24 protein-coding genes are annotated in these 21783 nt (G+C 62.8%); 10 read left to right on the forward strand and 14 right to left on the reverse strand.

The annotated features are described in order from the left end of the window. Positions 1-5: 5 nt before the first annotated feature. From IAG25_RS23695 to IAG25_RS23715, 5 genes are read right to left on the reverse strand one after another with little or no spacing between them, the layout of a single operon-like run. Positions 6-533, reverse strand: a complete 528-nt coding sequence (locus tag IAG25_RS23695; RefSeq protein ID WP_035500207.1) for a cupin domain-containing protein — start codon at positions 531-533, stop codon at positions 6-8. Positions 534-562: 29 nt separating this feature from the next. Next, positions 563-1306, reverse strand: a complete 744-nt coding sequence (locus IAG25_RS23700) for an SDR family oxidoreductase (RefSeq protein WP_187607007.1) — start codon at positions 1304-1306, stop codon at positions 563-565. Continuing rightward, positions 1299-2360 (reverse strand): aromatic ring-hydroxylating dioxygenase subunit alpha, encoded by a 1062-nt coding sequence (locus IAG25_RS23705; RefSeq protein ID WP_035500204.1) that lies wholly within the window; start codon positions 2358-2360, stop codon positions 1299-1301. Before IAG25_RS23705 ends, IAG25_RS23700 begins: the two co-directional genes overlap by 8 nt. Before the next feature lie 17 nt (positions 2361-2377). Beyond that, positions 2378-2686 (reverse strand): recombinase-like helix-turn-helix domain-containing protein, encoded by a 309-nt coding sequence (locus IAG25_RS23710; RefSeq protein ID WP_187607008.1) that lies wholly within the window; start codon positions 2684-2686, stop codon positions 2378-2380. A 1-nt stretch (position 2687) separates the two neighbouring features. Then, positions 2688-3005, reverse strand: a complete 318-nt coding sequence (locus tag IAG25_RS23715; RefSeq protein WP_035500201.1) for a non-heme iron oxygenase ferredoxin subunit — start codon at positions 3003-3005, stop codon at positions 2688-2690. Between the two features lie 470 nt (positions 3006-3475). On the opposite strand from IAG25_RS23715, the gene IAG25_RS23720 reads away from it, so the two are divergent. After that, positions 3476-4549 (forward strand): porin, encoded by a 1074-nt coding sequence (locus IAG25_RS23720; protein WP_035500200.1) that lies wholly within the window; start codon positions 3476-3478, stop codon positions 4547-4549. Between the two features lie 662 nt (positions 4550-5211). Here the strand turns inward: IAG25_RS23720 and IAG25_RS23725 are convergent. Further along, a complete protein-coding gene (locus tag IAG25_RS23725; RefSeq protein WP_187607009.1) occupies positions 5212-6093 on the reverse strand; it encodes an IclR family transcriptional regulator in 882 nt (293 codons plus the stop codon). A gap of 135 nt (positions 6094-6228) precedes the next feature. Between IAG25_RS23725 and IAG25_RS23730 the strand changes: the two genes are divergently transcribed. From IAG25_RS23730 to IAG25_RS23740, 3 genes are all read left to right on the forward strand, one after another. Further along, entirely contained in the window at positions 6229-7095 is an 867-nt protein-coding gene (locus IAG25_RS23730; RefSeq protein ID WP_187607010.1) for a sulfite exporter TauE/SafE family protein, read from the forward strand. Next, entirely contained in the window at positions 7092-7379 is a 288-nt protein-coding gene (locus tag IAG25_RS23735; protein ID WP_187607011.1) for a DUF1634 domain-containing protein, read from the forward strand. The genes IAG25_RS23730 and IAG25_RS23735 overlap by 4 nt, the downstream gene beginning before the upstream one ends. Positions 7380-7484: 105 nt before the next feature. After that, positions 7485-9110: an FAD-dependent monooxygenase gene (locus tag IAG25_RS23740; protein ID WP_187607012.1), complete on the forward strand. Its 1626-nt coding sequence runs from the start codon at positions 7485-7487 to the stop codon at positions 9108-9110. On the opposite strand, the gene IAG25_RS23745 is transcribed toward IAG25_RS23740, so the two are convergent. Continuing rightward, positions 9107-9931 carry a class I SAM-dependent methyltransferase gene (locus IAG25_RS23745; protein ID WP_187607013.1) on the reverse strand — a complete coding sequence of 275 codons (825 nt, stop codon included), beginning with the start codon at positions 9929-9931 and terminating at the stop codon, positions 9107-9109. The two genes, IAG25_RS23740 and IAG25_RS23745, sit on opposite strands and share 4 nt — an antisense overlap. 164 nt (positions 9932-10095) lie before the next feature. On the opposite strand from IAG25_RS23745, the gene IAG25_RS23750 reads away from it, so the two are divergent. From IAG25_RS23750 to IAG25_RS23765, 4 genes are all read left to right on the forward strand, one after another. After that, positions 10096-10842, forward strand: a complete 747-nt coding sequence (locus IAG25_RS23750) for a glucose 1-dehydrogenase (RefSeq protein ID WP_187607014.1) — start codon at positions 10096-10098, stop codon at positions 10840-10842. Between the two features lie 111 nt (positions 10843-10953). Next, on the forward strand, positions 10954-11649 hold the full coding sequence (locus IAG25_RS23755) for a nitroreductase (protein ID WP_187607015.1): 696 nt from the start codon (positions 10954-10956) through the stop codon (positions 11647-11649). A gap of 90 nt (positions 11650-11739) precedes the next feature. Further along, positions 11740-12372: a LysE family translocator gene (locus IAG25_RS23760; RefSeq protein WP_187607016.1), complete on the forward strand. Its 633-nt coding sequence runs from the start codon at positions 11740-11742 to the stop codon at positions 12370-12372. A 26-nt stretch (positions 12373-12398) separates the two neighbouring features. Next, positions 12399-12779: a hypothetical protein gene (locus IAG25_RS23765; RefSeq protein ID WP_187607017.1), complete on the forward strand. Its 381-nt coding sequence runs from the start codon at positions 12399-12401 to the stop codon at positions 12777-12779. A 1-nt stretch (position 12780) separates the two neighbouring features. On the opposite strand, the gene IAG25_RS23770 is transcribed toward IAG25_RS23765, so the two are convergent. The 6 genes from IAG25_RS23770 to coxB all read right to left on the reverse strand — a co-directional run bounded on the left by IAG25_RS23770 (position 12781) and on the right by coxB (position 19163). Further along, positions 12781-13656, reverse strand: a complete 876-nt coding sequence (locus IAG25_RS23770) for a glucose 1-dehydrogenase (protein ID WP_187607018.1) — start codon at positions 13654-13656, stop codon at positions 12781-12783. Positions 13657-13768: 112 nt separating this feature from the next. Continuing rightward, the gene (locus tag IAG25_RS23775) at positions 13769-15070 is read right to left on the reverse strand and encodes a c-type cytochrome (RefSeq protein WP_255503877.1); all 1302 of its coding nucleotides are present in this window, start codon (positions 15068-15070) and stop codon (positions 13769-13771) included. A gap of 5 nt (positions 15071-15075) precedes the next feature. Then, positions 15076-15513, reverse strand: a complete 438-nt coding sequence (locus tag IAG25_RS23780; RefSeq protein ID WP_187607019.1) for a hypothetical protein — start codon at positions 15511-15513, stop codon at positions 15076-15078. Position 15514: 1 nt separating this feature from the next. Next, the gene (locus IAG25_RS23785; RefSeq protein WP_187607020.1) at positions 15515-16129 is read right to left on the reverse strand and encodes a cytochrome c oxidase subunit 3; all 615 of its coding nucleotides are present in this window, start codon (positions 16127-16129) and stop codon (positions 15515-15517) included. Continuing rightward, positions 16126-18111, reverse strand: coding sequence for a cytochrome c oxidase subunit I (gene ctaD / locus IAG25_RS23790; protein ID WP_187607021.1), 1986 nt, complete (start codon positions 18109-18111; stop codon positions 16126-16128). The genes IAG25_RS23785 and ctaD overlap by 4 nt, the downstream gene beginning before the upstream one ends. Continuing rightward, positions 18108-19163 carry a cytochrome c oxidase subunit II gene (gene coxB / locus IAG25_RS23795; RefSeq protein WP_375336535.1) on the reverse strand — a complete coding sequence of 352 codons (1056 nt, stop codon included), beginning with the start codon at positions 19161-19163 and terminating at the stop codon, positions 18108-18110. The genes ctaD and coxB overlap by 4 nt, the downstream gene beginning before the upstream one ends. Before the next feature lie 496 nt (positions 19164-19659). Between coxB and IAG25_RS23800 the strand changes: the two genes are divergently transcribed. Beyond that, on the forward strand, positions 19660-20868 hold the full coding sequence (locus IAG25_RS23800; RefSeq protein ID WP_255503878.1) for a glycoside hydrolase family protein: 1209 nt from the start codon (positions 19660-19662) through the stop codon (positions 20866-20868). Between the two features lie 151 nt (positions 20869-21019). Further along, positions 21020-21223: a hypothetical protein gene (locus IAG25_RS23805; RefSeq protein ID WP_035500185.1), complete on the forward strand. Its 204-nt coding sequence runs from the start codon at positions 21020-21022 to the stop codon at positions 21221-21223. A 113-nt stretch (positions 21224-21336) separates the two neighbouring features. On the opposite strand, the gene IAG25_RS23810 is transcribed toward IAG25_RS23805, so the two are convergent. Next, positions 21337-21750, reverse strand: a complete 414-nt coding sequence (locus IAG25_RS23810) for an RcnB family protein (RefSeq protein WP_187607023.1) — start codon at positions 21748-21750, stop codon at positions 21337-21339. Between the last annotated feature and the right edge of the window lie 33 nt (positions 21751-21783).

The following is a 21783-nucleotide window of genomic DNA, read 5'->3' on the forward strand; positions in this document are numbered from 1 at the left end:
CAGCCTCAGCGCTTGAGCTTCGCCAGGGGCGAATCCGGCGGATACGTCGGCGTGATCGGCTTCGATGCGCCGAGCATCACGCACATCAGCGCGTCTTCCTCGCCGATGTTGATCTCCGTGCGATACACGCCCGGCGGCACGGAAATGAGATCGCGCTCACCGAGCACAGCTTCCCACGTCTGTCCGTCCTTCTCGCAGACCACCTTCATCTTCCCGCGCAGCACGAAGAAAATCTCTTCGACGTCGATATGAATATGGCTCGGCCCGATGTTGCCTGCGGGAATGACCATCGTCGAAAACGTGAAGCTGCCCGAGGGAACCGTGTTCATGTCCTTCGCGACGCCCGTGCCGCCCGTGCCCACATAGCGCATCTGCGCGCGGCGATACTTCGGGTCGTAATCGGCCTGGAACTTGAGCGCGTCCCAGTCGTAGCGGCGCGTTTCGAGGCGCGCGACACGCGAGTCCATCCATTGCTCGAAGCTCGCGTCGGCGGGCTGATCCCACGATTTGCGTTCGATGTCTGCATCGGCCATTGCTTTCTCCAGGTTCTAAGTAGAACGAATCAATTCATCACGAAGCCGCCGTTCACCGGCAGCAACTGGCCCGTCACGAAGCGCGCCGCATCCGAGAGCAGGAACAGCACGGGGCCGTTCACGTCGTCGGGCGTTTGCGCGCGCGTCAGTGCGCGGCCTTTGAGGTAGTACTCGTGGCGCTCGGCGGGCACGTAGGCGGTGGCTTCCACTTCCGTGAGACCGGGCGCGATTGCGTTGACGGTCACGTTGCTCGCGCCGAACTCGCGGGCGAGCGAACGCGTCATCGCGATCACGGCGCCCTTGCTCGCGACGTAGGCGAGCAGCTTCGGCGCGCCCCACAAGGCCGTATCCGATGCGATGTTCACGATCGCACCGCGTCCCGATTCCTTCAGATGCGGCAGGCACGCGACGCTCATGAGCCACGAGCCGCGCACGTTGACGTTCATCACGGCGTCCCACGTTTGCGGCGTGAGTTCATCGGCGGACTTGCCGCCCGAGTTCGTGATCGCGGCGTTGTTGATGAGGGCGTCGAGTCCGCCCAGCGCTTTCACGCTGTCTTCGACGAATGCGGCGATGCTCTGCGGCTCGTTCAGATCGAGCGGGAAGAAGTGCGCATTCGGCAGTTCACGTGCGAGCGCCTCGCCTTCCGCATGCAGCACATCGCCGAACGCGACGCGCGCGCCGCTCTCGACGAGGGCTTTGACGAACGCCGCGCCGAGTCCGCGAGCGCCGCCTGTCACGAGCACGCGGCGGCCATCGAGCGCGTCACGCATGAGCGTGCTCCGGGTTCTTCGGCAGCGCGTCGAGCGCGGCGAGATGCTGCTGCGCGCGTTGCTTCAGCATGCGGCGCACACGCGTCATGCCGACATCGTGCTGATAGAGGAATTCGTGATTGCGCGCGTTCGGTGCGAGGCTTTCGAGCACGTAGCGGTCTTGTTCCAGCACGGCCCAGTGCAGCCCTTCGAGTCGATTGCGATACAGGAAACGCCATGCATCGCGCTGCCATCCCGACACCTTGCGCGTGCGCCAGAAATAGACCTGGCAGTTGTCGTCATCGACGGGCGTGGCGAAGCCGATGATCCCGAAGTTTCCGCCCGGGCCGAACTTCTTCTTGTATGGAATCGCGAGACGCATCCACAGGCAGCCGGTTTCGCCGAGCTCGACCCAGTCGAAGTTCACGTCGCGCTGATTCACCTTCTCGAACATGAGGCCGGTTTCGGTCTTGCGCACGCGCATGTCGGCCTGCTTGTCGCCTTCGGCCATCGAGTGCGATGTCGCGTGAAGATACGCACCGTGCATCGGGTCCATCACGTTGTCGATCGCGTACTGGTAATTGCACTTCCAGTGGGACATGCACAGGAAGCTCGCGTATTCGTCGCCGACGAGTTCTTCCGGCAGCACGAGCGGCGCAGGTTCCTTATTGGCGTCATCGCCGAACCAGAGGAAGATCGCGCCCGCATGCTCTTCGACGGGATACGACTTCACGCACTTCTGGCCTTCGAGCGGGCACGCCGACACGGCGGGCACTTTCTGCACGGTGCCGCTGCCATCGATTTCGATGCCGTGATACCAGCATGCGACGCTGCCGCCGAGATTCCAGCCGAGCGACAGACGCGCGCCGCGATGCGGGCAGCGGTCTTCGAGCGCGTGTACTTTGCCTTCGTTGTCGCGCCAGAGCACGATCTGATCGCCGAGGCGCGTCAGGCCGATGGGCGCATTCGCCACTTGCCAGCTCGGCGCGACGGGATACCAGTAGTTACGCAAGCCGCGATCGAGATAAGCCTGAACGGGATCGGCGGCGACAGTTGTTTGCTGAGGGGACGTCATGGGGGAAAGCTCCTTCTTTAGTCAGCGAGCGTGCGCAACTCGGCGGCGAGGCGTTCGGCGGTCCACGTGGCGCCTTCCGGCGTACGGAAGCCGTCCTTGTTCAAGCCCGCGACCACTTGCTCCAGTTCCAGCGCGCCCGCTTCGAAGACGCGTTCGAGCGCATCGCCGAAGTCGTTCTCGTATTGCGTAGGCTCGGCCTTGCGCGTTTGCCAGATGAAGTTCTCTGTCTGACCCGGCTTCTCGATCACGCCCTTGCCGGCGACGTTGTTGGGCTGCGGCGCGAGCCACGGCTTGAGATTCGGGTTGAAGTTCACGACTTTTTCCATGTCACGCCACCTTGATCTGGATTTCCTCGCCGGCGAGGCGTACCGAATACGTCTTCAGGTCGCGGCCGCCGGGCTCTTTCAGGCATTTGCCCGTGGGGATGTGAAACACCGCTTCGTGCAGCGGGCATTCGACGGTGTCGCCATCGACGAAACCCTGCGTCAACAGTGCATATGCGTGCGGGCAGACGTTCTCGAGCGCATACAGCTCGTCGCCCACTTTGTAGATACCGATCTCCGCGCCGTCATCGAGCTTGAATTCGATCGGTGCGTCTTCCGACAGATCGCCGGCATGTCCGGCGCAGCGCCATTGTTCAGACATCTTTCACCCTTTCCTCTGGTTCGTCTGTGTTCCACTAAAGGAACATCAGTTCGTGTATGGGCATTATAGGAGTGGTCTCAGCCTCAGAAAATAAAAAAATGAATCTCTAGGTGAAAACACTGAATCCAGCCCGTTTAAAAGATCGCCCGTGCATTTGCCCGCAAGTAAGAACGCCCGTTCGACATTGATTCGTAAGCTCTTTTTGTCACGATGGACACGCATCCAACGTGCCTCAGGGTCTACCCGATGTCCTCTCAAATTTATTGTTTTGGCGCTGGAAACCTCACTATACTTTCCATAGGCAGTACGTTGATCCATAGGTGGAACATAAATCGAGATCGACGGGATGCCTTCCGGGCGGCGCGAAGCACGGCCATCCGGAGCCGGGATAAAGCGCAATAACGGCTACAAGCGGGAACGGGAGAGCGGGCACAGCCCGTCCTTGAACCACACGGTTAGGAGAACGAAGGGTGAAGCACATCATTGCAGCGGGGCTCATCGGAGCCGGGGTCGCGACGGGCGCGGCCGCGCAAAGCACAGTCACGCTTTACGGCAGCCTCGATGCCGGCATCGCATATATCAACAACGTCGGCGGCCATCCGAAATGGATGGAGGAGCAGGGCAACATGCAGCCGGACCGTTGGGGCTTTCGCATCGTCGAGGATCTGGGCGGCGGCTTGAAGACGGTCGCGCAACTGGAGAACGGCTTCTATACGAACACCGGCAACTTCGCGAAAGCGGGCACGCTCTGGAATCGCCAGGCGTATCTCGGGCTGAGTCAGGAAAACGTCGGCACGCTGACGCTCGGTCATCAGACGCCGTTCAGCTTCGACATGCTCGGGCCGCTCTCCACCGCGTATCTCGCGGCGAGCTGGTATGCGTTTCATCCGGGCAACATCGACCAGCTCGCGGACACCGGCGTCGTGCCCTACGACAACTCGGTGAAATTCCGCTCGGCGAACTTCTATGGCTTTTCCGCAGGCGCGATGATGGGCCTCGGCAACACGACGAACTTCTCGACGGGCCGCAACTACGGCTTCGGCATCACGTATGCGAACGGTCCGTTCAGCGCGGCGGCCACGTATTCGAACGAGCACAACCGCACCCCTGCGATTGCGACGACCGGTCTTACAACGTTCCAGGGTCAGCCTGCCGCAACGTACATGGCTGACAAGCAGGAAGTGATGGGCGCGGGCGCGTCATATGAAATCGGCAAGTTCGTCGTGCATGGTCTTTATACGCGCGTGAAGCTGCAATCGAATGGTCAGTCCGATACGTTTCAGTCATACGATGCGGGTCTTACGTTCAAGCCGGTGGCCTGGAACTGGATCGCTGGCGGCGCGGCTACCACGACCTTCGCGGGCGGGCGGTGGACGCAGTTCGAGATCGGCGATATCTATATGTTGTCGAAATCGACGCAGCTTTATGTGAATGCGCTTTATGAGCACGCGACTGGTGGTGCTAAGGCGGCGTTCTTTACTGCAGGTGTTTCGAGTACCGCGAATCAGGTTATTGTGCTTGCGGGGATTCATCACTCGTTTTGATGGGGGTTTTTTCGGGGGATCCCGTTAACGTGGAATCCTGTTAGCGTGGAATCCTGTTTTCGTGGTGGTCTATTAGCACTGCCCCTCCCCGGGGCGGGGGTCACTTTCTTTGCTGCTGCAAAGAAAGTAACCAAAGAAAGCAGCTCGCTCAGGCCCGCGGTCACACGCAGTTTGGCCATGCTTGCCAGCCGCCAATGGCACTCGCCTAAGTGTCGCCCTCGAAGGACCAATTGGGCTTGGCTCGCGCACGGTCTGCCGCACCAAATGTTTTGGCGCGCTGGTTCAGCACGAAATGGCTTCGGCACAGCGCTACGCGCTGCCGTTGGGTATGCAAGGGAAACCATCGAAGAGGAAGCACGCGCACACCCGATTGACCGGTCGGCCGCGTAGCGGGCCGGAGCTATTTGGTGCTGAACCAGTGAGGCAAAACATTTGGTGCGGCAGACCGTGCGCGGTCCAAGCCCCGCGAGACCTTCGAGGGCACTCGCTATTGCCGGGCCATTAGGCCAATCGCCTGTGCCGCGGCCGGTGTGAAGTGCTTAGGCTGGGGATAGCTGTTTCTTTGGTTACTTTCTTTGCAGCAGCAAAGAAAGTGACTGCCGCCCCGCACAGGGGCAGTGCTAATAAACCAACACGAAAACGGGATCCGGCGAAAAAAAACCTCAAGCCAGCGCAGCAGTCCGATCATCCGCCGAAGGCCGATAGTTGAGCCGCATCGAAAGCTCAACCGCAGCACCACAGATCGTCTCAACGAGCCGAGACTTCTCATCATCCGCCCCGATATCCGAGCGCGGCACGGTCGCCGCCACCGCCGCAACGATCCCTCCGGAATGATCCCGCACCGGCGCGGTGACCACCGATATCCCGCGCTCAAACGACGCTTCGCTCAATCCATAACCGAGCGCCACGCACTCCTGCACGCGTTCGAAGAGTTCATCGACGGTCGCGGGCGTACGCTCCGTGTACTTTTCCAGTTGAACCTCGGGATAGAGCGCCTTGAGCGCGTCAAGCGAAAGATCGCCCATCAGCACATGTCCATGCACCGTGGCATGAGCGGGCAGCCGAGTGCCGACATGCACCTTCACCGAACTGAACAACGGCTCATGACTCTGCGCCTTCGCGACGAATACGACATCGCGCTGATCGCGGATCAGCAGATGCGTCGACAGACCGGTTGCATCGCGCAGACGCTCCAGAACCGGCGTGCCGAGATCGGTCAGTTCGAGCGAGTTCACGTATTCGAAGCCCAGCCGCAACACAGCGACGCCCAGCCTGAAATTGCGGTCGCCATTCACACGTTCGAGAAAGCCGAGCGATTCGAGCGTTTGCAGCAGACGAAACGTCGTCGTGCGCGGAATGCCGATGCGCCGCGACAACTCGGGCGCGCCCAGCACCGGCTCCCGCGCGGAGAATTCCGCCAGGATCCGCAAGCCGCGTTCGAGGCCCGGCACGAGATAGCTCGAACCGCCGCCGGACGATGCGTCATCGTCCGTGGTGTCGAGGGTTTGCGCCTGAGTGTCTTCCTGTTTGCTTCGTCGGGCCATGGTTGGCTTTAGTTGTCGTCGTGCAATGGCCAAATCATAGCGCGAGACGATCGGACCTCATCCGTCCGTAGCTTTTGCTACTTGTTATGACATGTTATATTAATGCCATCACGATACTTCTCCGAGGCAGATTCAATGAGCTTCGAAGCAACCCTCTGGCTCTTCTGCGCGGGCGTCGGTGCCAGCGCGGTGGGCGGCATGCTGGGCATGGCGAGCGGCCTGTTCATCGTGCCCATTCTCACGATGTTCTTCCATATCGACATGCACGCCGCCATCGGCACGAGCATCGTGTCCGTGATCGCGTGTTCATGCGGCGGCGCGGCGGCCTTTCTGCGCGGCGGCCTCACGAACGTGCGACTCGCCCTCGTGCTCGAAACCGGCACCACGCTCGGCGCGCTCACAGGCGTGCTCCTCGCGGGCATCGTCCCCGTGGCCGCGCTGGATTTTCTTTTCGCGGGCGTGCTGGTCGTGTCGGCGTGGCAGATGTTCATTCGCCGCGAAGATACGGCGGGCATGTCGCGGCCGATTCCGGCGCGAGGACTTGCAGCCGCGCTCGATCTCCATTCGAGCTATCCGGACGCCACGCTGCGCCGCGATGTCGCGTATGAAGTGCGGCGCGTGCCCGCCGGTCTCTCGTTGATGGTTGCGGCCGGACTCGTTTCCGCGCTGCTCGGCATCGGCAGCGGCATCCTCAAGATTCCGGCGATGGACAACGCCCTGCGCCTGCCGATCAAGGTATCGACCGCGACATCGAACTTCATGATCGGCGTGACGGCCGCCGCGAGCGCGAGCGCCTATTTTCTGCGCGGCGAGATCGTGAGCGCCATCGCGGGACCAGTCGCGCTCGGCTCGGTGGTCGGCGCGATCGTGGGCGCGCGCGTGCTGATGAAAGTCCGCAGCGAACGTCTGCGCGTGCTGTTCCTGTCGATGCTGCTGCTCGTCGCGTGTCAGATGGTCATGCAGGGTTTCGGCATCGATCTTATGGAGTACATCGGTCGATGAAATGCGCCACGTCAGCTTCGATGGATCGTCTGCTCGCCCGCTTTCTCCAGTGCGGCACATGGGCCGCGTGCGCGCTGATCGGCGCGGGACTGTTCTTCGACACAAAGGCATTGAGCGCGGGCGTCGCGCTCTTCATTCTGCTGCCGGTGCTGCGCGTCGTCGTGATGCTCGCCGTGTTCGCGCAGCAACGAAACTTCCTCTATGTGACGATCGCCGCGACGGTGCTCGCCGTGATCGCGGCGGGCTGCGTGATCGGCCTGCGTCTCGCGCCGCTCGCGGGCTGACGCGCCCGCCACAAGCACACACGTAACGGTTATTCTCTCTGACGACCGCCGGCGAAGACGTCGCGCACGAAGGCATTCGCCGGTTTCCTCAGGAGATATCGCACCATGTTCGATACGACCGATGTGCTGATCGCCGGCGCGGGCCCCGTCGGCCTGATGCTTGCCGCCGAACTGCGCCGCGATGGCGTGAAGGCGCGTGTGATCGATGCGCACGACGAACGCGTCTTCTTCGTGAAGGCGCTCGGCGTCACGGCGCGCACGTTGGAGATTTTCGAGGATCTGGGCATCGCGCGCGACGCGATCGATGCCGGTGTGTGGCTCACCGGCGCGGACACGTTTCAGGACGGCGCGCCCGCGTTCAGCGCCGAGGTTCCGCGCGCCGGACTTCCGTACGGCGCCCTCTCGCTCGCGCAGTTCGAGACCGAGCGCATTCTGGAAGCGGCGCTCGCACGCAACGGCGGGCACGTCGAATACGGCGCGACGCTCGTCGATTTCAGCGATGCAGGCGATGCCATCGACGTGCGCATACAGGACGCATGCGGCAAGAACCGCACGATTCGGTGCCGCTGGCTCGTCGGCTGCGACGGCGCGCGCAGCACGGTGCGCCGGCAATCGAACATCGCCTACGAAGGCGATCAGTATCCGCAAACCTTCATGCTCGCCGATGTCGACGTCGAGTGGGGTCTGCCGCGCGGCCGCATGTATCGCTTCAACGTGTCGGGTGAGGGCGGCGCGGGATCGATCGCGCTCGCCGCGCTGCCGGTACGCGGCTCCGCGCGCCGCTATCGGCTCTCGATGGTCCTGCTTCCCGACGATGCCGCCCGCCACACGCTGAACTCCACGCCCGATTTCGCGGAGATCGAACGCATCATGCTGCCGATTCTGCCGAAGGGTACGCGGCTCTCGTCGATGCGCTGGTCGTCGGTGTATCGCGTGAGTCATCGGATCGCGCAGAACTATGCGCGCGGGCGCGTGTTTCTCGCGGGCGATGCCGCGCATATCCATCCGCCCGTCGGCGGGCAGGGCATGAACACCGGCTTGCAGGATGCGCACAATCTCGCGTGGAAGCTCACGCTCGCCGCGCGCGGCGTCGCGAATCAGGCGCTGCTCGATAGCTACGAAGCGGAGCGGCGGCCGGTCGGGCTCGATGTCGTCGAATCGACGAGCCGTGCGTTGAACACGGTTCTCGCGCACGGCGAGATCAAGCCCGCGATGCGCGAGACGCAATTGCTCGTGGGTTATCGCGGCGGCAGTCCTATCGTCACGGACGAATGCACGGACATGGCCGCGGAGTTGCCCGCGCCCGGCGATCGCGCGCCGCAGGCCGGCGGTCTCGTGGAGGCTTTCATCGGCCATGCGCAGCGTTTGCACGATCATCTCGGGCGCGGACGTCACACGCTCGTAGCGTATATCGATGACGTTGACAGCGCGCGCATCGCCGCCTTCGATGCGGCCGTCGATGCATGGCGCGCCGCACTCGGCGCGGCAGCGAGCGCCGTGTTGATCGTGTCGCCGAAGGTAGCGAACGCGGCATCGTTCGAGCCTGCGCGCGAGGCGTATCGAACGCTCTGCGACAACGCAGGCGAATTCGCCGATGCGTTCGGTGCGAAGCAAGGCACGGTGTGGGCCATACGGCCGGACGGGCACATCGGCTTCCGAAGCGCGTCTTGCTCATCGGACACGCTGATCGCATGGCTCGATCGCGTGCTGGGCCGAGACGTCACGCGTTAGCGCCGCACGACGATCACATGCGCCTGAATCCTGCCATCGACGGCGCCTGAACCGAAGCGCGCCGCGATGGCTTTCGCACATGCCGACGTCGCTTCATCCAGACTCGCGCCGCCGCGCGCTTCGATCTCGTTGCGCAAGGGCGTGCCCTGGCAATAGGCGATAGCGGCCACATCCGCCGATGACGCGCGGCTACGTTGCGCGATCGTATCGAAGCGCGGCTTCGCATCGAAGCCCGCGGCTGCGAGATCGCGCGCGATCACGTCCCGATCGAAATAGCCGTGCGGCGTGCGTTTCATGAAAAGCGGCGGATCGGCGGGAAAGACGCGGGCGAGCGCGTCGGTTACCGTGTCCGCAAACTCGTTCTCTTCGATGCGGTCCCACACGTTGAACAGGAGCGCGCCGCCGGGCCGCAGCACGCGACGCGCTTGCGCGAACGCCGCTGTCTTGTCGGGAAAGAACATCGCGCCGAACTGGCAGACGACGATATCGAAGCTCGCATCGTCGAAAGGCAATTGCAAAGCATTGGCCTGCTGCCATGTCACGGTTCTGCCGGTATCCAACTTTGCAGCGCGATCGAGCATCGCCTGATTCAGATCCGTCGCGACGATATCGACATGTGCGGGCAACACGTGCGCCATCGCGCGCGTGACGGCGCCGGTGCCCGCCGCAGTCTCCAGTACGCGCGATGGTTCGAGCGCCGCCGCGCGTTGCGCGATATCGGCTGCGTAGGACGCGAAGAGCATCGGCACGAGATAGCGGTCGTAAAGCTCGGGAATCTGGCCGGCGAAATTGGCGTCGTGCCGTGGCGTGTTCGTGTCCATATCGCCTCCCGCGTTCGATTATTCGTCTGATCCCGCAAGTCTTTTCACTCTACGCTGCTTTATCGCGTTCGAAGAGATGTCTACATTGAACCCTGTCAAGACGGTTGTGCAACGGGCACGACCGGTCAGTCCCGGCATTAAATAATCTCTTCAAGGATTCGATCATGAGCAAACTCGCAGGCAAGGTGGCGGTCGTCACGGGCGCGTCGAAAGGTATTGGAGCGGCCATTGCAAAGGCGCTCGCCGCGGAAGGCGCGTCGGTCGTCGTCAACTATGCGAGCAGCAAGGCGGGCGCGGATGCGGTCGTCGCGGACATCACCGCATCGAAGGGCAAGGCGATCGCCGTCGGCGGCGATGTCTCGAAGGCCGCGGATGCGCAAGGCATCGTGAATGCAGCGGTCGAAACGTATGGACGGCTCGATATTCTCGTGAACAACTCGGGCGTGTATGAATTCGCGGCGCTCGAAGAGATCACCGAAGAGCACTTTCATAAGCAGTTCAATATCAACGTGCTAGGCACGCTGCTGACCACGCAGGCCGCCGCGAAGCATCTCGGCGAAGGCGCGAGCATCGTCAACATCAGCTCGGTCGTGACCCGCATTACGCCGGCGACGAGCGCGGTGTATAGCGGCACCAAGGGCGCCATCGATGCGATCACTGGCGCGCTCGCACGCGAACTCGGCCCGAGAAAGATCCGCGTGAACTCGATCAACCCGGGCGTCGTGGTGACCGAAGGCACGCACAGCGCGGGCATCATCGGTTCCGAATTCGATGCGGCCGCGCTCGCGCAAACGCCGCTCGGACGTCTCGGCCAGCCGGACGATATCGCATCGATCGCGGTGTTCCTCGCTTCCGACGATGCGCGCTGGATGACCGGCGAAAGCCTCATCGCGAGCGGCGGCATGCGCTGATGCGAATCGCGCCGCGTTGAGCATCGTGCAAGATGGTCTTGCAGATACTTCGCGGCGGCGCGGCTTTTCGCCGTGTCATCATGGGGCAACCTGTCATAGCGCACTTGCCCCATGATCGACCGTCTCGCTCATCCCGATGCCTTAGTCGTCGATGCGACCATCCGTTCGCGCCGCGCGATCCGGCGCTTCACGCATGATCCGGTTCCGCGCCGCGTAGTCGAAGAAATACTCGACGTCGCGCGCTCCGCGCCGAGCAATTCGAACACGCAACCGTGGCGTGTCTATGTGCTGACGGGCGAACGCAAGGCCGCGATGAGCGAAGCATTGCGGCGAGCGCACGTCGACGATGGACATCCGCCATTGCGGCATATGCCCGATGCGTTGCCGCACGATATGCGGTCGCGGCAGGAAGCGTTCGGCATGCGCTATTACGGTGCGCTCGGCGTACCGAAGTCCGATCTTCAGGAGCGTGCGCGCGTGACGGCGAGAAACTTCGACTTCTTCGGCGCGCCCATTGGTTTGATCTTCGCGATCGATTCCACGCTCACGAAATATAGCTGGCTCGATTACGGCATGTTCATTCAAACGGTGATGCTGGCCGCGCGTGCGGTCGGCCTCGCGACTTGCGCGCAGGTGTCGTTCGCGCGCTTTCAGGACGTCATCGCGGAGCAGCTCGACTTGCCTTCCGGTCTTGAAGTCGTCTGCGGCATGAGCCTCGGATTCTCCGATGAAGCATCGCCCATCAACTCCATCGATATGACGCGCGAGCCCGTGCGGAATTTCTCGACCTTTCTCGGCTTCGATTGACTGTATCGACGGGCGTCTTCGAATTTGTATCTGGCTGCGCGGCCAGACGCGCGAGAAACTGCATCGACCTCTTTAACCGGAGCACGTCCGATGCCTCACACGCCGCAACTCTTCGCGTTCGCCCTCGTCGCGCTCGGCATGGCGCTTACGCCGGGACCGAACATGGTCTATCTGATTTCCCGCTCGATCTGCCAGGGCCGCACGGCGGGGCTCATTTCGCTCGGCGGCGTGGCGCTCGGCTTCGTGTTCTACATGTTGTGCGCGGCATTTGGCATCACCGCGCTCTTGATCGCGATCCCGTTCGCCTACGACGCGTTGCGCTTCGGCGGCGCGCTCTACCTGCTCTATCTCGCGTGGCAGGCGGTCAAGCCGGGCGGGCGTTCGCCGTTTCAGGTGCGCGATTTGCCCGTCGACAGCCCGCGCAAGCTCTTCACGATGGGTTTCGTCACGAACCTGCTCAATCCGAAGATCGCCGTGCTGTATCTCTCGCTGCTGCCGCAATTCATCGATCCGGCGCACGGCGGCGTGCTCGGCCAGTCGCTCGCTCTCGGCGTCGTGCAGATCATGCTGAGTATCAGCGTCAATTCGATCGTCGCGATGACCGCCGGATCGATCGCGGTTTTCCTGGCGCGCAGGCCGACATGGCTTCTGATTCAACGCTGGCTGATGGGCACCGTGCTCGCCGGCCTCGCGGTGAGAATGGCGACCGAAGCGCGCCGCTGATCCATCCGCGAAAATCTCGGGCTGAAATGTATTCGATTTCAGCGATAGCTATCCCGTCGCTTTTTCTGGTTTTCCCTAATCGTCGGCTGATTGCGTCACTGGACAATCTGACTCACAGCCTTGCGGCGGCGCGCACCGCCGGAAAAGAGCGAAGACAGCTATCAAATGAGAGAGAGGGTGCCATGCTCCAATCCAGCCTCGCGTATCGCGGTTTCGTCATTACGCCGATGGCCGCGTTCGACGGCGGTCTATATGCGGCGATGACGATCGTCTGCGATGGCGACGGAATTCAGCGCGCGAGCGGCGTCCTGGGCCATTTCGCCTGCGCCGAAGACGCTCGCGCGTTCGCGCTGATTGCCGGAAAGAAAGACATCGACCAGCGACTGCACACGCCGCTCGCCGCCTGACCTAGATGATCGGCTTGCCGCCCGTCACGGCGATGGTCGCACCGGACATATAACTCGCCTCATCCGATGCGAGCATCACGTAAGCGGCGGCGAGTTCCACGGGCTGGCCGGGGCGCTTCATCGGCGTCTGGTTGCCGAAGTTCTCGACGCTCGACGGCGGCATCGTCGATGGAATGAGCGGCGTCCAGATCGGCCCGGGCGCGACGCAATTCGCGCGTATGCCGCGCTCGGCCAGCAGTTGCGCGAGGCCGCCCGTGAAGTTCTGAATCGCGCCCTTCGTGCTCGCATACGCGATCAGGCCGGGATTCGGCGCGTCCGCGTTGACGGAGGTCGTGTTGATGATCGCGCTGCCAGACTTCATGTGCGCGAGCGCCGCCTTCGTGATGCGGAACATCGCGCCGATATTGGTCGAATAGGTCTTGTCCCATTCGTCGTCGCTGATGTCCTCGAGCTTGTCGTAGGTCGCCTGATAGGCGGCGTTGTTCACGAGCACGTCGATGCGCCCGAACGTCTCCGCGGTCTTCTCGACGAGCTGCCTGCAATGCGCGCGGTCGGTGATATCGCCGGGCAATAGCAGCGCGCGCCGTCCCGCCTTCTCGACCCAGCGCGCGGTTTCCTTCGCGTCGTCATGCTCGTCCAGATACGCGATGGCGACGTCCGCGCCTTCACGCGCATAGGCGATCGCCACCGCGCGGCCGATGCCGCTGTCCGCGCCCGTGATGAGCGCGATCTTGTCCGCGAGCCTGTTGTTGCCCCTGTACGTCGATTCGCCGTGATCCGGCTGCGGATCCATCGGGGCGGTGAGTCCGGGACGCCTGTCCTGCTGCTGAGGCGGCAGGGGCGGGCGTGGATATTCGGATTGGGCGGTATCGGTCATGACGTTCTCCCTTCCAGTGCCGGGTAAAAAGGACGGCCACTCACGCGGCCATGTCAGCGATTCAGCATGGGTCGTTCCCGGATTCATTTCGTTAGGACATAAAACTAAAAATTCACTGACGTGTTCCAGCGGTGACGGCATCGCGCATGCTTCGTATGTCGCGCGTCGTGACGGGCGCGGCATCGTTGCCCCATGCCGAGCGAACGAACGTCAATACGCGCGCGATTTCCGTATCGGTGAGCTTGTCGGCGAAGGCGGGCATTTTCTCGGGCTCGGGTCCGTGTTGCGTCGATGGCGCGCGTCCGCCCTGAAGCACCATTCGCACCAGCGAATCCGGCTTCTCCGAGAGCACGGCCGGATTGCCCGCGAGCCGCGGATACTTGAACGGCTCGCCTCCGCCATTGCTCTTGTGGCAACGCGCGCATGCGCTCTGATAGAGACCCGCGCCGGGGCGTTCGTCGTCGCCGGTGCGCAGCGCCGCCACGCTCTGCGTGGCCATGCGCGAGTGCGCATCATAAGTACCGCCGCTTCCGCTCGCGGGCAGGGTCTTCAGATACGACGCGATCGCACGGAGATCCCGATCGTCGAGATACTGCGTGCTGTCCTCGACAACCTGCACCATGCTGCCGAATGTGACCAGGCCCGCGCCATGACCGGTCTTCAGAAATGCGGCGATATCGTCGGCGGACAGGCTACCCAGGCCCGCGCCCGATATCCCCGTCAGGTTCGGCGCGTGCCAGTGGTCATTGGTGCCGCCCGTGAGATAGGCGCGCGACGATTCGGTATAGCCGAGTTCATCGTAAGCCGGTCCGCGCGGCGTATGGCAGGCGCCGCAATGCCCGAGCGATTGCACGAGATACGCGCCGCGATTCCATTGCACATCGCGTTTTGGGTCCGGCGCGAATGGCTTTGTCGGAGCGAAGGCGAAGTTCCACATCGCGAGCGCCCAGCGCTGGTTGAACGGAAACGGCAGGCGCGTCTCGGGCGCCGCCTGCGCGACGGGTTCCACGCCGTGCATGAAATACGCATAGAGCGCGCGCATGTCGTTGTCGTCGATCTTCGAGAAGGACGGATAGGGCATCGCCGGATAAAGATGCTTGCCGCCGGGCGCGACGCCTTCACGCAACGCGCGCGCGAAGTCCTCGTAGCTATAGCGGCCGATGCCGTGTTGCGCGTCCGGCGTGATGTTGCTCGACCAGATCGTGCCGAAGGGCGAGCCCATCGGCAGGCCGCCCGCGAACGGATGCGGTTGCGCCTTTCCCGGCACGGGCGCGGCGGTGTGGCAACCGGCGCAATCGGCGGCCTTCGCGAGGTATGCGCCACGCGCGATGAGATCGGGCGTCTGCGCGTGAGCGTGTTGCGTCGACAAGGCGATCGTGAAGATGCAGAGGAGCGCGCGGCGTCGGAGCGTCATGGCGATCACCGTCCGCCGCATGGCGATACGAGCAGCCACGCGAGATCCGTCGCGATCAGCGCGAATACGAAGAGCGCGCTTGCAAGCGCACCCGCGCGTGCGATGAACGCGTCACGCGCGGCATGTCTGTCGATCGATCCATGCTCTTTCAGCATCGACGCAAGTTCGCCCGTGCGCCGCCAGTTGCGCCATGCAATGACGCCGCCCGCGACGCCGAGCAGCAACGCGCTTAACCCCAGCATCACGATCCCGCGCTCGAGCCAGGGCATCGCGGGCGCATTCACCGGACGTTCGTGCGGGAAGCATCCCCACGCGGCGAGCATCTGCGCGAGCGTCGTTTGCGCTATCCACGCAGCGGGTGCGAGCAGCAGGCCAAGCACGAGCGCGATGCCGCCGGGGCGCGCCGGATGCCTGTGATCACCGATGGACGAGGCGTCGTTCATTTCATCTCGCCAGCACATAGGGCGACAGATACAGCGTCGCAAAGATGAAGAGCCACACGACATCGACGAAATGCCAGTACAGCCCGCCGATGGTCAGCGCCGCCGAGCGCGCCCGGTCGAAGTAGCCGAGCGCGGTCCAGAGCAACAGGAACGCGAGCACGACGAGGCCCACAAGCACGTGCATCATGTGAAAGCCGGTGATCGTGAAGTAGAGCGAGCCGTAGAGATGCGTCGTCAGACCGTAGGGATGATCGGCCCACTCCTTGAGTTGTATCGCGACGAAGGCGGTGCCGAGCGCGATGGCGATCGCGAGCATCGCCACGCCCATGCCGCGCCTGCCGCGCCGTACGAAGCGCTCGCTCGCCCACACGAACACGCTGCTCGACAGAAGGATGCCTGTGTTCGCGATGCCGAGTCCGAACTTCGGCATGCCTTCGGGCGGCCAGCGCTCCGTCGTCTGCGACGCGAGATACAGATACGAAAAGATCAGATAGCCGAAGAGCCCGGCTTCGGTGGCGACGAGCGTGAGACATCCCCACCAGCCGCCCGAACGTTCGCCCGGACTGCCGACCGGCAAGCGCGCACGCTCGGGCAGCGTTTCCGCAAGATCGCTCATGACGTCGCTCCGGATTCACGCGGATGGGCCGTGTCGTCGCGCTGGCCGAGTTCGCGGCGCGGCCACAGCCATACGACGATGGCCGCGCCGCACGCGGCAAGCCCGAATGCCGCGAGCCACCACGCGGTCAACGCGAGCCCGGTAAAGAAAACCAGCGAAGCGACGCCGAGCCAGAAGGGCGCGTACGAGTCTTCCGGCATCTTGAGGATCACGTCGGGATCGCCGTCGAGCGCGGTCGTGCCGAGCGCTTCGCGTCCCTGGTCGAGCACATAACCCTCGGTGAGCCGCGAGCGCATCGTGCCCGATATGCGCTCTTCCCACAGCGGATGACGGCTCGCGATGCGCGGCACGATTGCGAAGTTATAGGGCGGCGGCGGCGATGATGTCGACCATTCGAGCGTCGGCGCATCCCAGGGGTTATCGCCCGCGACGGGGCCGCGTCTCAGGCTATACGCGAAGTCCCACAGAAACACGAGCACGCCGAACGCGAACAGAAACGCGCCGATCGACGTGATCATGTTCACCGTGTTCCAGCCCATGTCGGGCGCATAGGTATAGATGCGCCGCGGCATGCCGAGCAGGCCCGCGATATGCATCGGAAAGAACGCGATGTTGAAGCCCGCGAACAGGATCCAGAAGCCGATGCGCCCGATCTTCTCGCTCATCATGCGTCCCGTGAACTTCGGGAACCAGAAGTAGATGCCGCCGATGACCGGAAACACGTTGATGCCGAGCAGCACGTAATGCAGGTGAGCGACGATGAAGTAGGTGTCCGTGAGCTGCCAGTCGAACGGCACGGCGGCGGTGAGCACGCCCGACAATCCGCCGATGACGAAGAGGAAAACGAAGCCCGCGAAGTACAGAAACGGCACGCGGAACACCGGCCTGCCGGTCCAGATCGTCGCGATCCACGCGAAGGTCGCGACCGCGCTCGGTATCGCGATCACCATGCTCGCCGCGCCGAAGAACGACAGCGCGAGCGCGGGGATGCCGGTCGCGAACATGTGATGGATCCACACGACGAAGCCGACGACCATCGTCGCGACCGTCGACAGTGCGACCGGCAGATAGCCGACGAGCGGCCTGCGGCAGAACACGGGCAGCGCATCGGAGACGATGCCCATCGCGGGCAGCACGACGGCATACACCCACGGATGCGCGAAGATCCAGAAGAGATGCTGCCAGAGCAGCGCGCGGCCGCCGTTGAGCACATCGAAGAAGTGCGTGCCGATGCGCCGGTCGAGCCATAGCATGAAGAACGCGAGACTCACCGAAGGCACCGCGAGCAGGTTGCCGCCCGAAGCGGTCAGCGTGCCCCATACCAGCACCGGCACGCGATCGAGCGACATACCCGGCGCGCGCATGCGCAAGAACGTGACGACGAAGTTCATCGAACCGACTGTCGTCGAGATGCCGAGCAACACCATGCCGAGCGCATAGATATCGATGTTCGGGCCCGTGCTGTAGGTGAGTCCCGCGAGCGGCGCGTAGTTGAACCAGCCCGCATTGGGCGCTTCGCCGAATGGAAAACTCGCGTAGAGGAACAGTCCGGCGAACAGAAAGATCCAGTACGACAGCGCGTTCAGGCGTGGAAACGCCATGTCGCGCGCGCCGAGTATCAGCGGCCACAGATAGTTCGAGAACCCCGACAGCACGGGCAGCGCGTAGAGGAAGATCATCGTCACGCCGTGCATCGTGAAGAGCTGGTTGTATTGCTCGGGCGTGAGCAGCGTTGCGTCGGGGCGCGCGAGTTGCACGCGCATCACGAGCGCTTCGATGCCACCGGCGATCAGAAACGCGAAAGCGGTGACGAGATAACGCAAGCCGATGCGCTTGTGATCGACCGTCGAGAGCCAGCCGCGCCAGCCGGGCGGCGTCTCCCAGAGTTCGCGCAGCTTGCTCTCCTGCTCGCTGCCGGGCTCGATACGGCCGATCGTGAGCGTGCGTTGCAGCGGCGCGGGCGTGGCGGCGTGTTCGGTCATTGCAGTGTCCGAAGATAGGCGGAGAGCGCGGCGGCGTCCGATGCGGATAGCGCGATCGACGGCATCAACGCATCCGGCTTGATGCGCTGCGCATGTCGTATCCAGTCGAGCTGATTCAATGCGGTATTCGGCAACGCGCCGGCCGCGATGAGACGGCGCGAGTTCAGATGAGTGAGATCGGGTGCCTGCGTGCCGCTTGCATCGCTGCCGCGCACGGCGTGACAGCCCGCGCATCGATCGAGAAAAAGCTTTGCGCCGGCATTCACACTTGCATCCGCAACATGCGGCAGCGCTTGCGCCGCGTACCACGCATCGAATTGCGGGCGCGGCTCCGCGATCACATCGAATGCCATGTGCGCATGCTGCGCGCCGCAGAACTGCGAGCATTGCCCGCGATACACGCCCGCATGATCCGCCTCGATCCATTGCTCGTTGACGACGCCCGGTATCGTCTGCGTCTTGCCTGCGAGACGCGGCACCCAGAATGCATGGACGACATCGGCGCTGCGCAACTCGATCTTCACCGGCTCGCCGACGGGGATATGAATCTCGTTCGCCGTGGTCACGCCTGCTTCGCCGCGATTCGTGCGCGTGTAGTCGATCTTCCACCACCAGTCGTAGGCCGTGACCGCGATGGTCAGCTCCGGCGCCTTGCGCGGCGATGCAACTGATTCGAGCGTGACGAGTACATACGCGAGCGTGACGAACAGCGCCACCGACGAAATGCTCGTGCCGATCCATACCCAATGCATTCCGCCGCCTTCAGCCTGAAGGTGTGCCGCATCGCGTTCCGCAGGTGGTGGCCGCCTGCGCATGATTGCCGCGACGAGCAAGCCTGTCACGATCAGCGCCACGATGACAGCCAGTGCCGCGAGCGCCCAGCCGAGGCGCATCGTCGGCGTGGCGGCGGGGCCATCGGCGTGAAGGAAATAGTTCAGCGGTGCATCAGCGCGTACGTTCGTTTGATAGACGAGCGCGACGAGCGGGGCGATCACTGCGCGGGTGCTTCGCCTTGCACAATGAATCGCGTTGTGCATAGCAAGCATCCGCATACGTCTCCGGAAAAGATTGGGCTCAAGGTTATGCGCCGGGTTTCTTCGCGCAAGCAATCCGTGATCCCAACGAAAGCCTTACTGATATTTCTTCAGCCTAATCAGCGTAACCGAATCGATTGGTATTTTTGTCGAGGGGCCTTCAGCGCTTGAATATGCCGGGGCGGACGATATGATGTACTAACGTATTCGTGACATGCATGTCGATTGCATGTTCGCTTCATCTACAAAAATTCCGATCCTTCTTCGCGCGCTTCTGTTCAACCGAAGCGCGAAGATCCCCTGTGGCATTCGGTGAGCGCCATGTCCGGGCCATCGCGTTACTTGCGCATCGGCCATCGGGGTGCTCCTTTATTTCTCGTATCGAAGCGCGCTGCGTTCGCCATTGCGGACGCGGCCTGCACTCATTCGCGATGATGTCGCCGCGCAGGTTGGGTGTTTCACTGCCGGCAATGAAACGATCGCTCGATATCGTTTTCGACATTCCGAAGTTGCCATGACCAAGAGCATTTATATCTCCTCCGTTGCACGCATGTTCAGGTTGCGTCGAACTGCTTCGCCGGGACGACTATCGACGTTGCTGAGTTTCACGGTCGTCTTCATGCTGGCGGCATGCGGAGGCGGTAGCCGCGATGGCGGTGGCGGCGCCACCACAACGGGTGGTGCGCAGTCGAGTCCTTCGGCTGCATCGAGTCCAGCGGAGAGCGGCGCGTCGGCGCCTTTGGCCGCGTCGAGCCCGGCGCCGGCGAGCGGCGCAGCCAGCACCGCGCTGTCCGTGATCGCGCCTTCGGGCAGCGTGTTCTATGGCATGAACGGCCATGTCAACGCAGCGGGTCCGTACACGAGCTCGACGCCCGAACAGCAACTCGCGCAACTGAAGGATCTCGGTGTCACGCTGTATCGCAGCGATGTCTCCAGCGTGGTCGGTGCGCAAAAACTGGCGAGCGTCGCGCAGATGATGGCCCAATCCGGCGTGACGGTTTATCCGGTGCTCCTGCAGCAGCTCAACTTCCCCGACGAAAACTCGGCCTATCAGGCGAGCTATACGCTTGCACAGCAGATCGTCAATGTGCAGCACTATGCTTATTACGAAGTAACCAACGAACTGGCGCCGGAGTGTCTCGTCGGCTGGGTCGACGGCGTGAACAGCACTGACTACAAGAACGATTGCTTCCAGATTGCGCGCGGCGTCATACGCGGCTTGATCGCGGGCATCAAGTCGGTCGATCCCGCCGGGAAGATCGTGATCGGCGGCAATACGTGGATGCATCTGGGCCTGGACGTGATGCTGGCGAACGGCACGCAGCCCGACGGCACGAGCGGGCATCCGGTCGTCACGTGGGACATCACCGCGTGGCACTGGTACTCGGAGCAGGGCGACATTACCCACGCATGCGGAACGCTTTGCTACAACGTGATCGGCACGCTGCAATCGCTCGGCAAGCCGATCTGGATCAATGAAGTGGGCATGCGGCCGAACTTTCCCGGCACGGCCGACCAGGCGGCGACGTTCATGGCCAACAACATGATGGGCGCGCTGCTTGCCATCGCGCCGCAATACAACATTCAGTCGCTTCAGGTCTATGAGCTCTACGACGATCCGCCGACAGGACAAGGCCCATACGGCATCATGCTGAACGATGGCGTGACGAAGAAGCCGACATACACGGCGGTCAAAAACTTCATCGCGACGAATCCGCGATAAAGCTATCGATCGACGAGCAGGCTCGACGCTTGCTGGCGCATTTAAGGATTTAGTGGATACAGTGTTAATGCGATACGTGTAAAGAGCAATTGGCTGTCCGCTCTTTTTGGCATATAAATGAGTTACTTCTCACTCATATTCGGGAGTAAAGATGCTGATCCGCTGTGTAGCATGCAACAAGCTCATTTACTCGGACGATGCTCTCGAAGAAGATACGTGTCCCGCCTGCGGCTCCACGAACACCGAGCATATCGCGATGGGCTTTATCTTCGATCAGACGGTCACGACGCCGGATCGGCCGGGCGGCGCGACACAACAACGCGACGCGCCCGATACGATTCGCGGAAAGGCTTGATTGCTTTTTGGATGTGCGCCTCGATCCCCTCTCGTTGAGCGCATCATTGCCCGCCTGAACAGGCGGGCTTTTCTTTCCGGGCGTTCAAACGAACGAAGGAAGCGAATGCGTAGTTATTGCGACATCACGACCTGCGCGATAACGCCCGACGCGACCGCGACCAGCAGATAATCCGCGCCTACGCCGACCCATTGATATCCGCGCGGCGGCTGGTGCAAGCCGTGACCGTGCCAGTCGTCGACGACGTACTGATGATTCCGGTAATCGGACGACAGGCGCTCGCCCTTGCGCCAATCCGAATGATGCGGCTCGTTGTTCGCATGCTCGGGCGGGCGCGGGGCATTGTGATCGTACCCGTTGTGACCGTTCATCTCGGGGCCGTGGCCGGGCGCGCCGGGTCCGCCGGGCCCGCGATTCATGTCGTGGTAGCCGTCCGGGCCATTCGGTGCGGGCTGCGCGAATACCGCACCCGTCGTCAGTCCGATGGTCGCGCAAAGCAGCGCGGCGACGATTCGATTCTTCTTCATGTTCTTCCTCTTGAAAGTTGCGAAGGGATGATC

Source organism: Caballeronia sp. EK, from assembly GCF_014384845.1.
Lineage (GTDB): Bacteria > Pseudomonadota > Gammaproteobacteria > Burkholderiales > Burkholderiaceae > Caballeronia > Caballeronia jiangsuensis.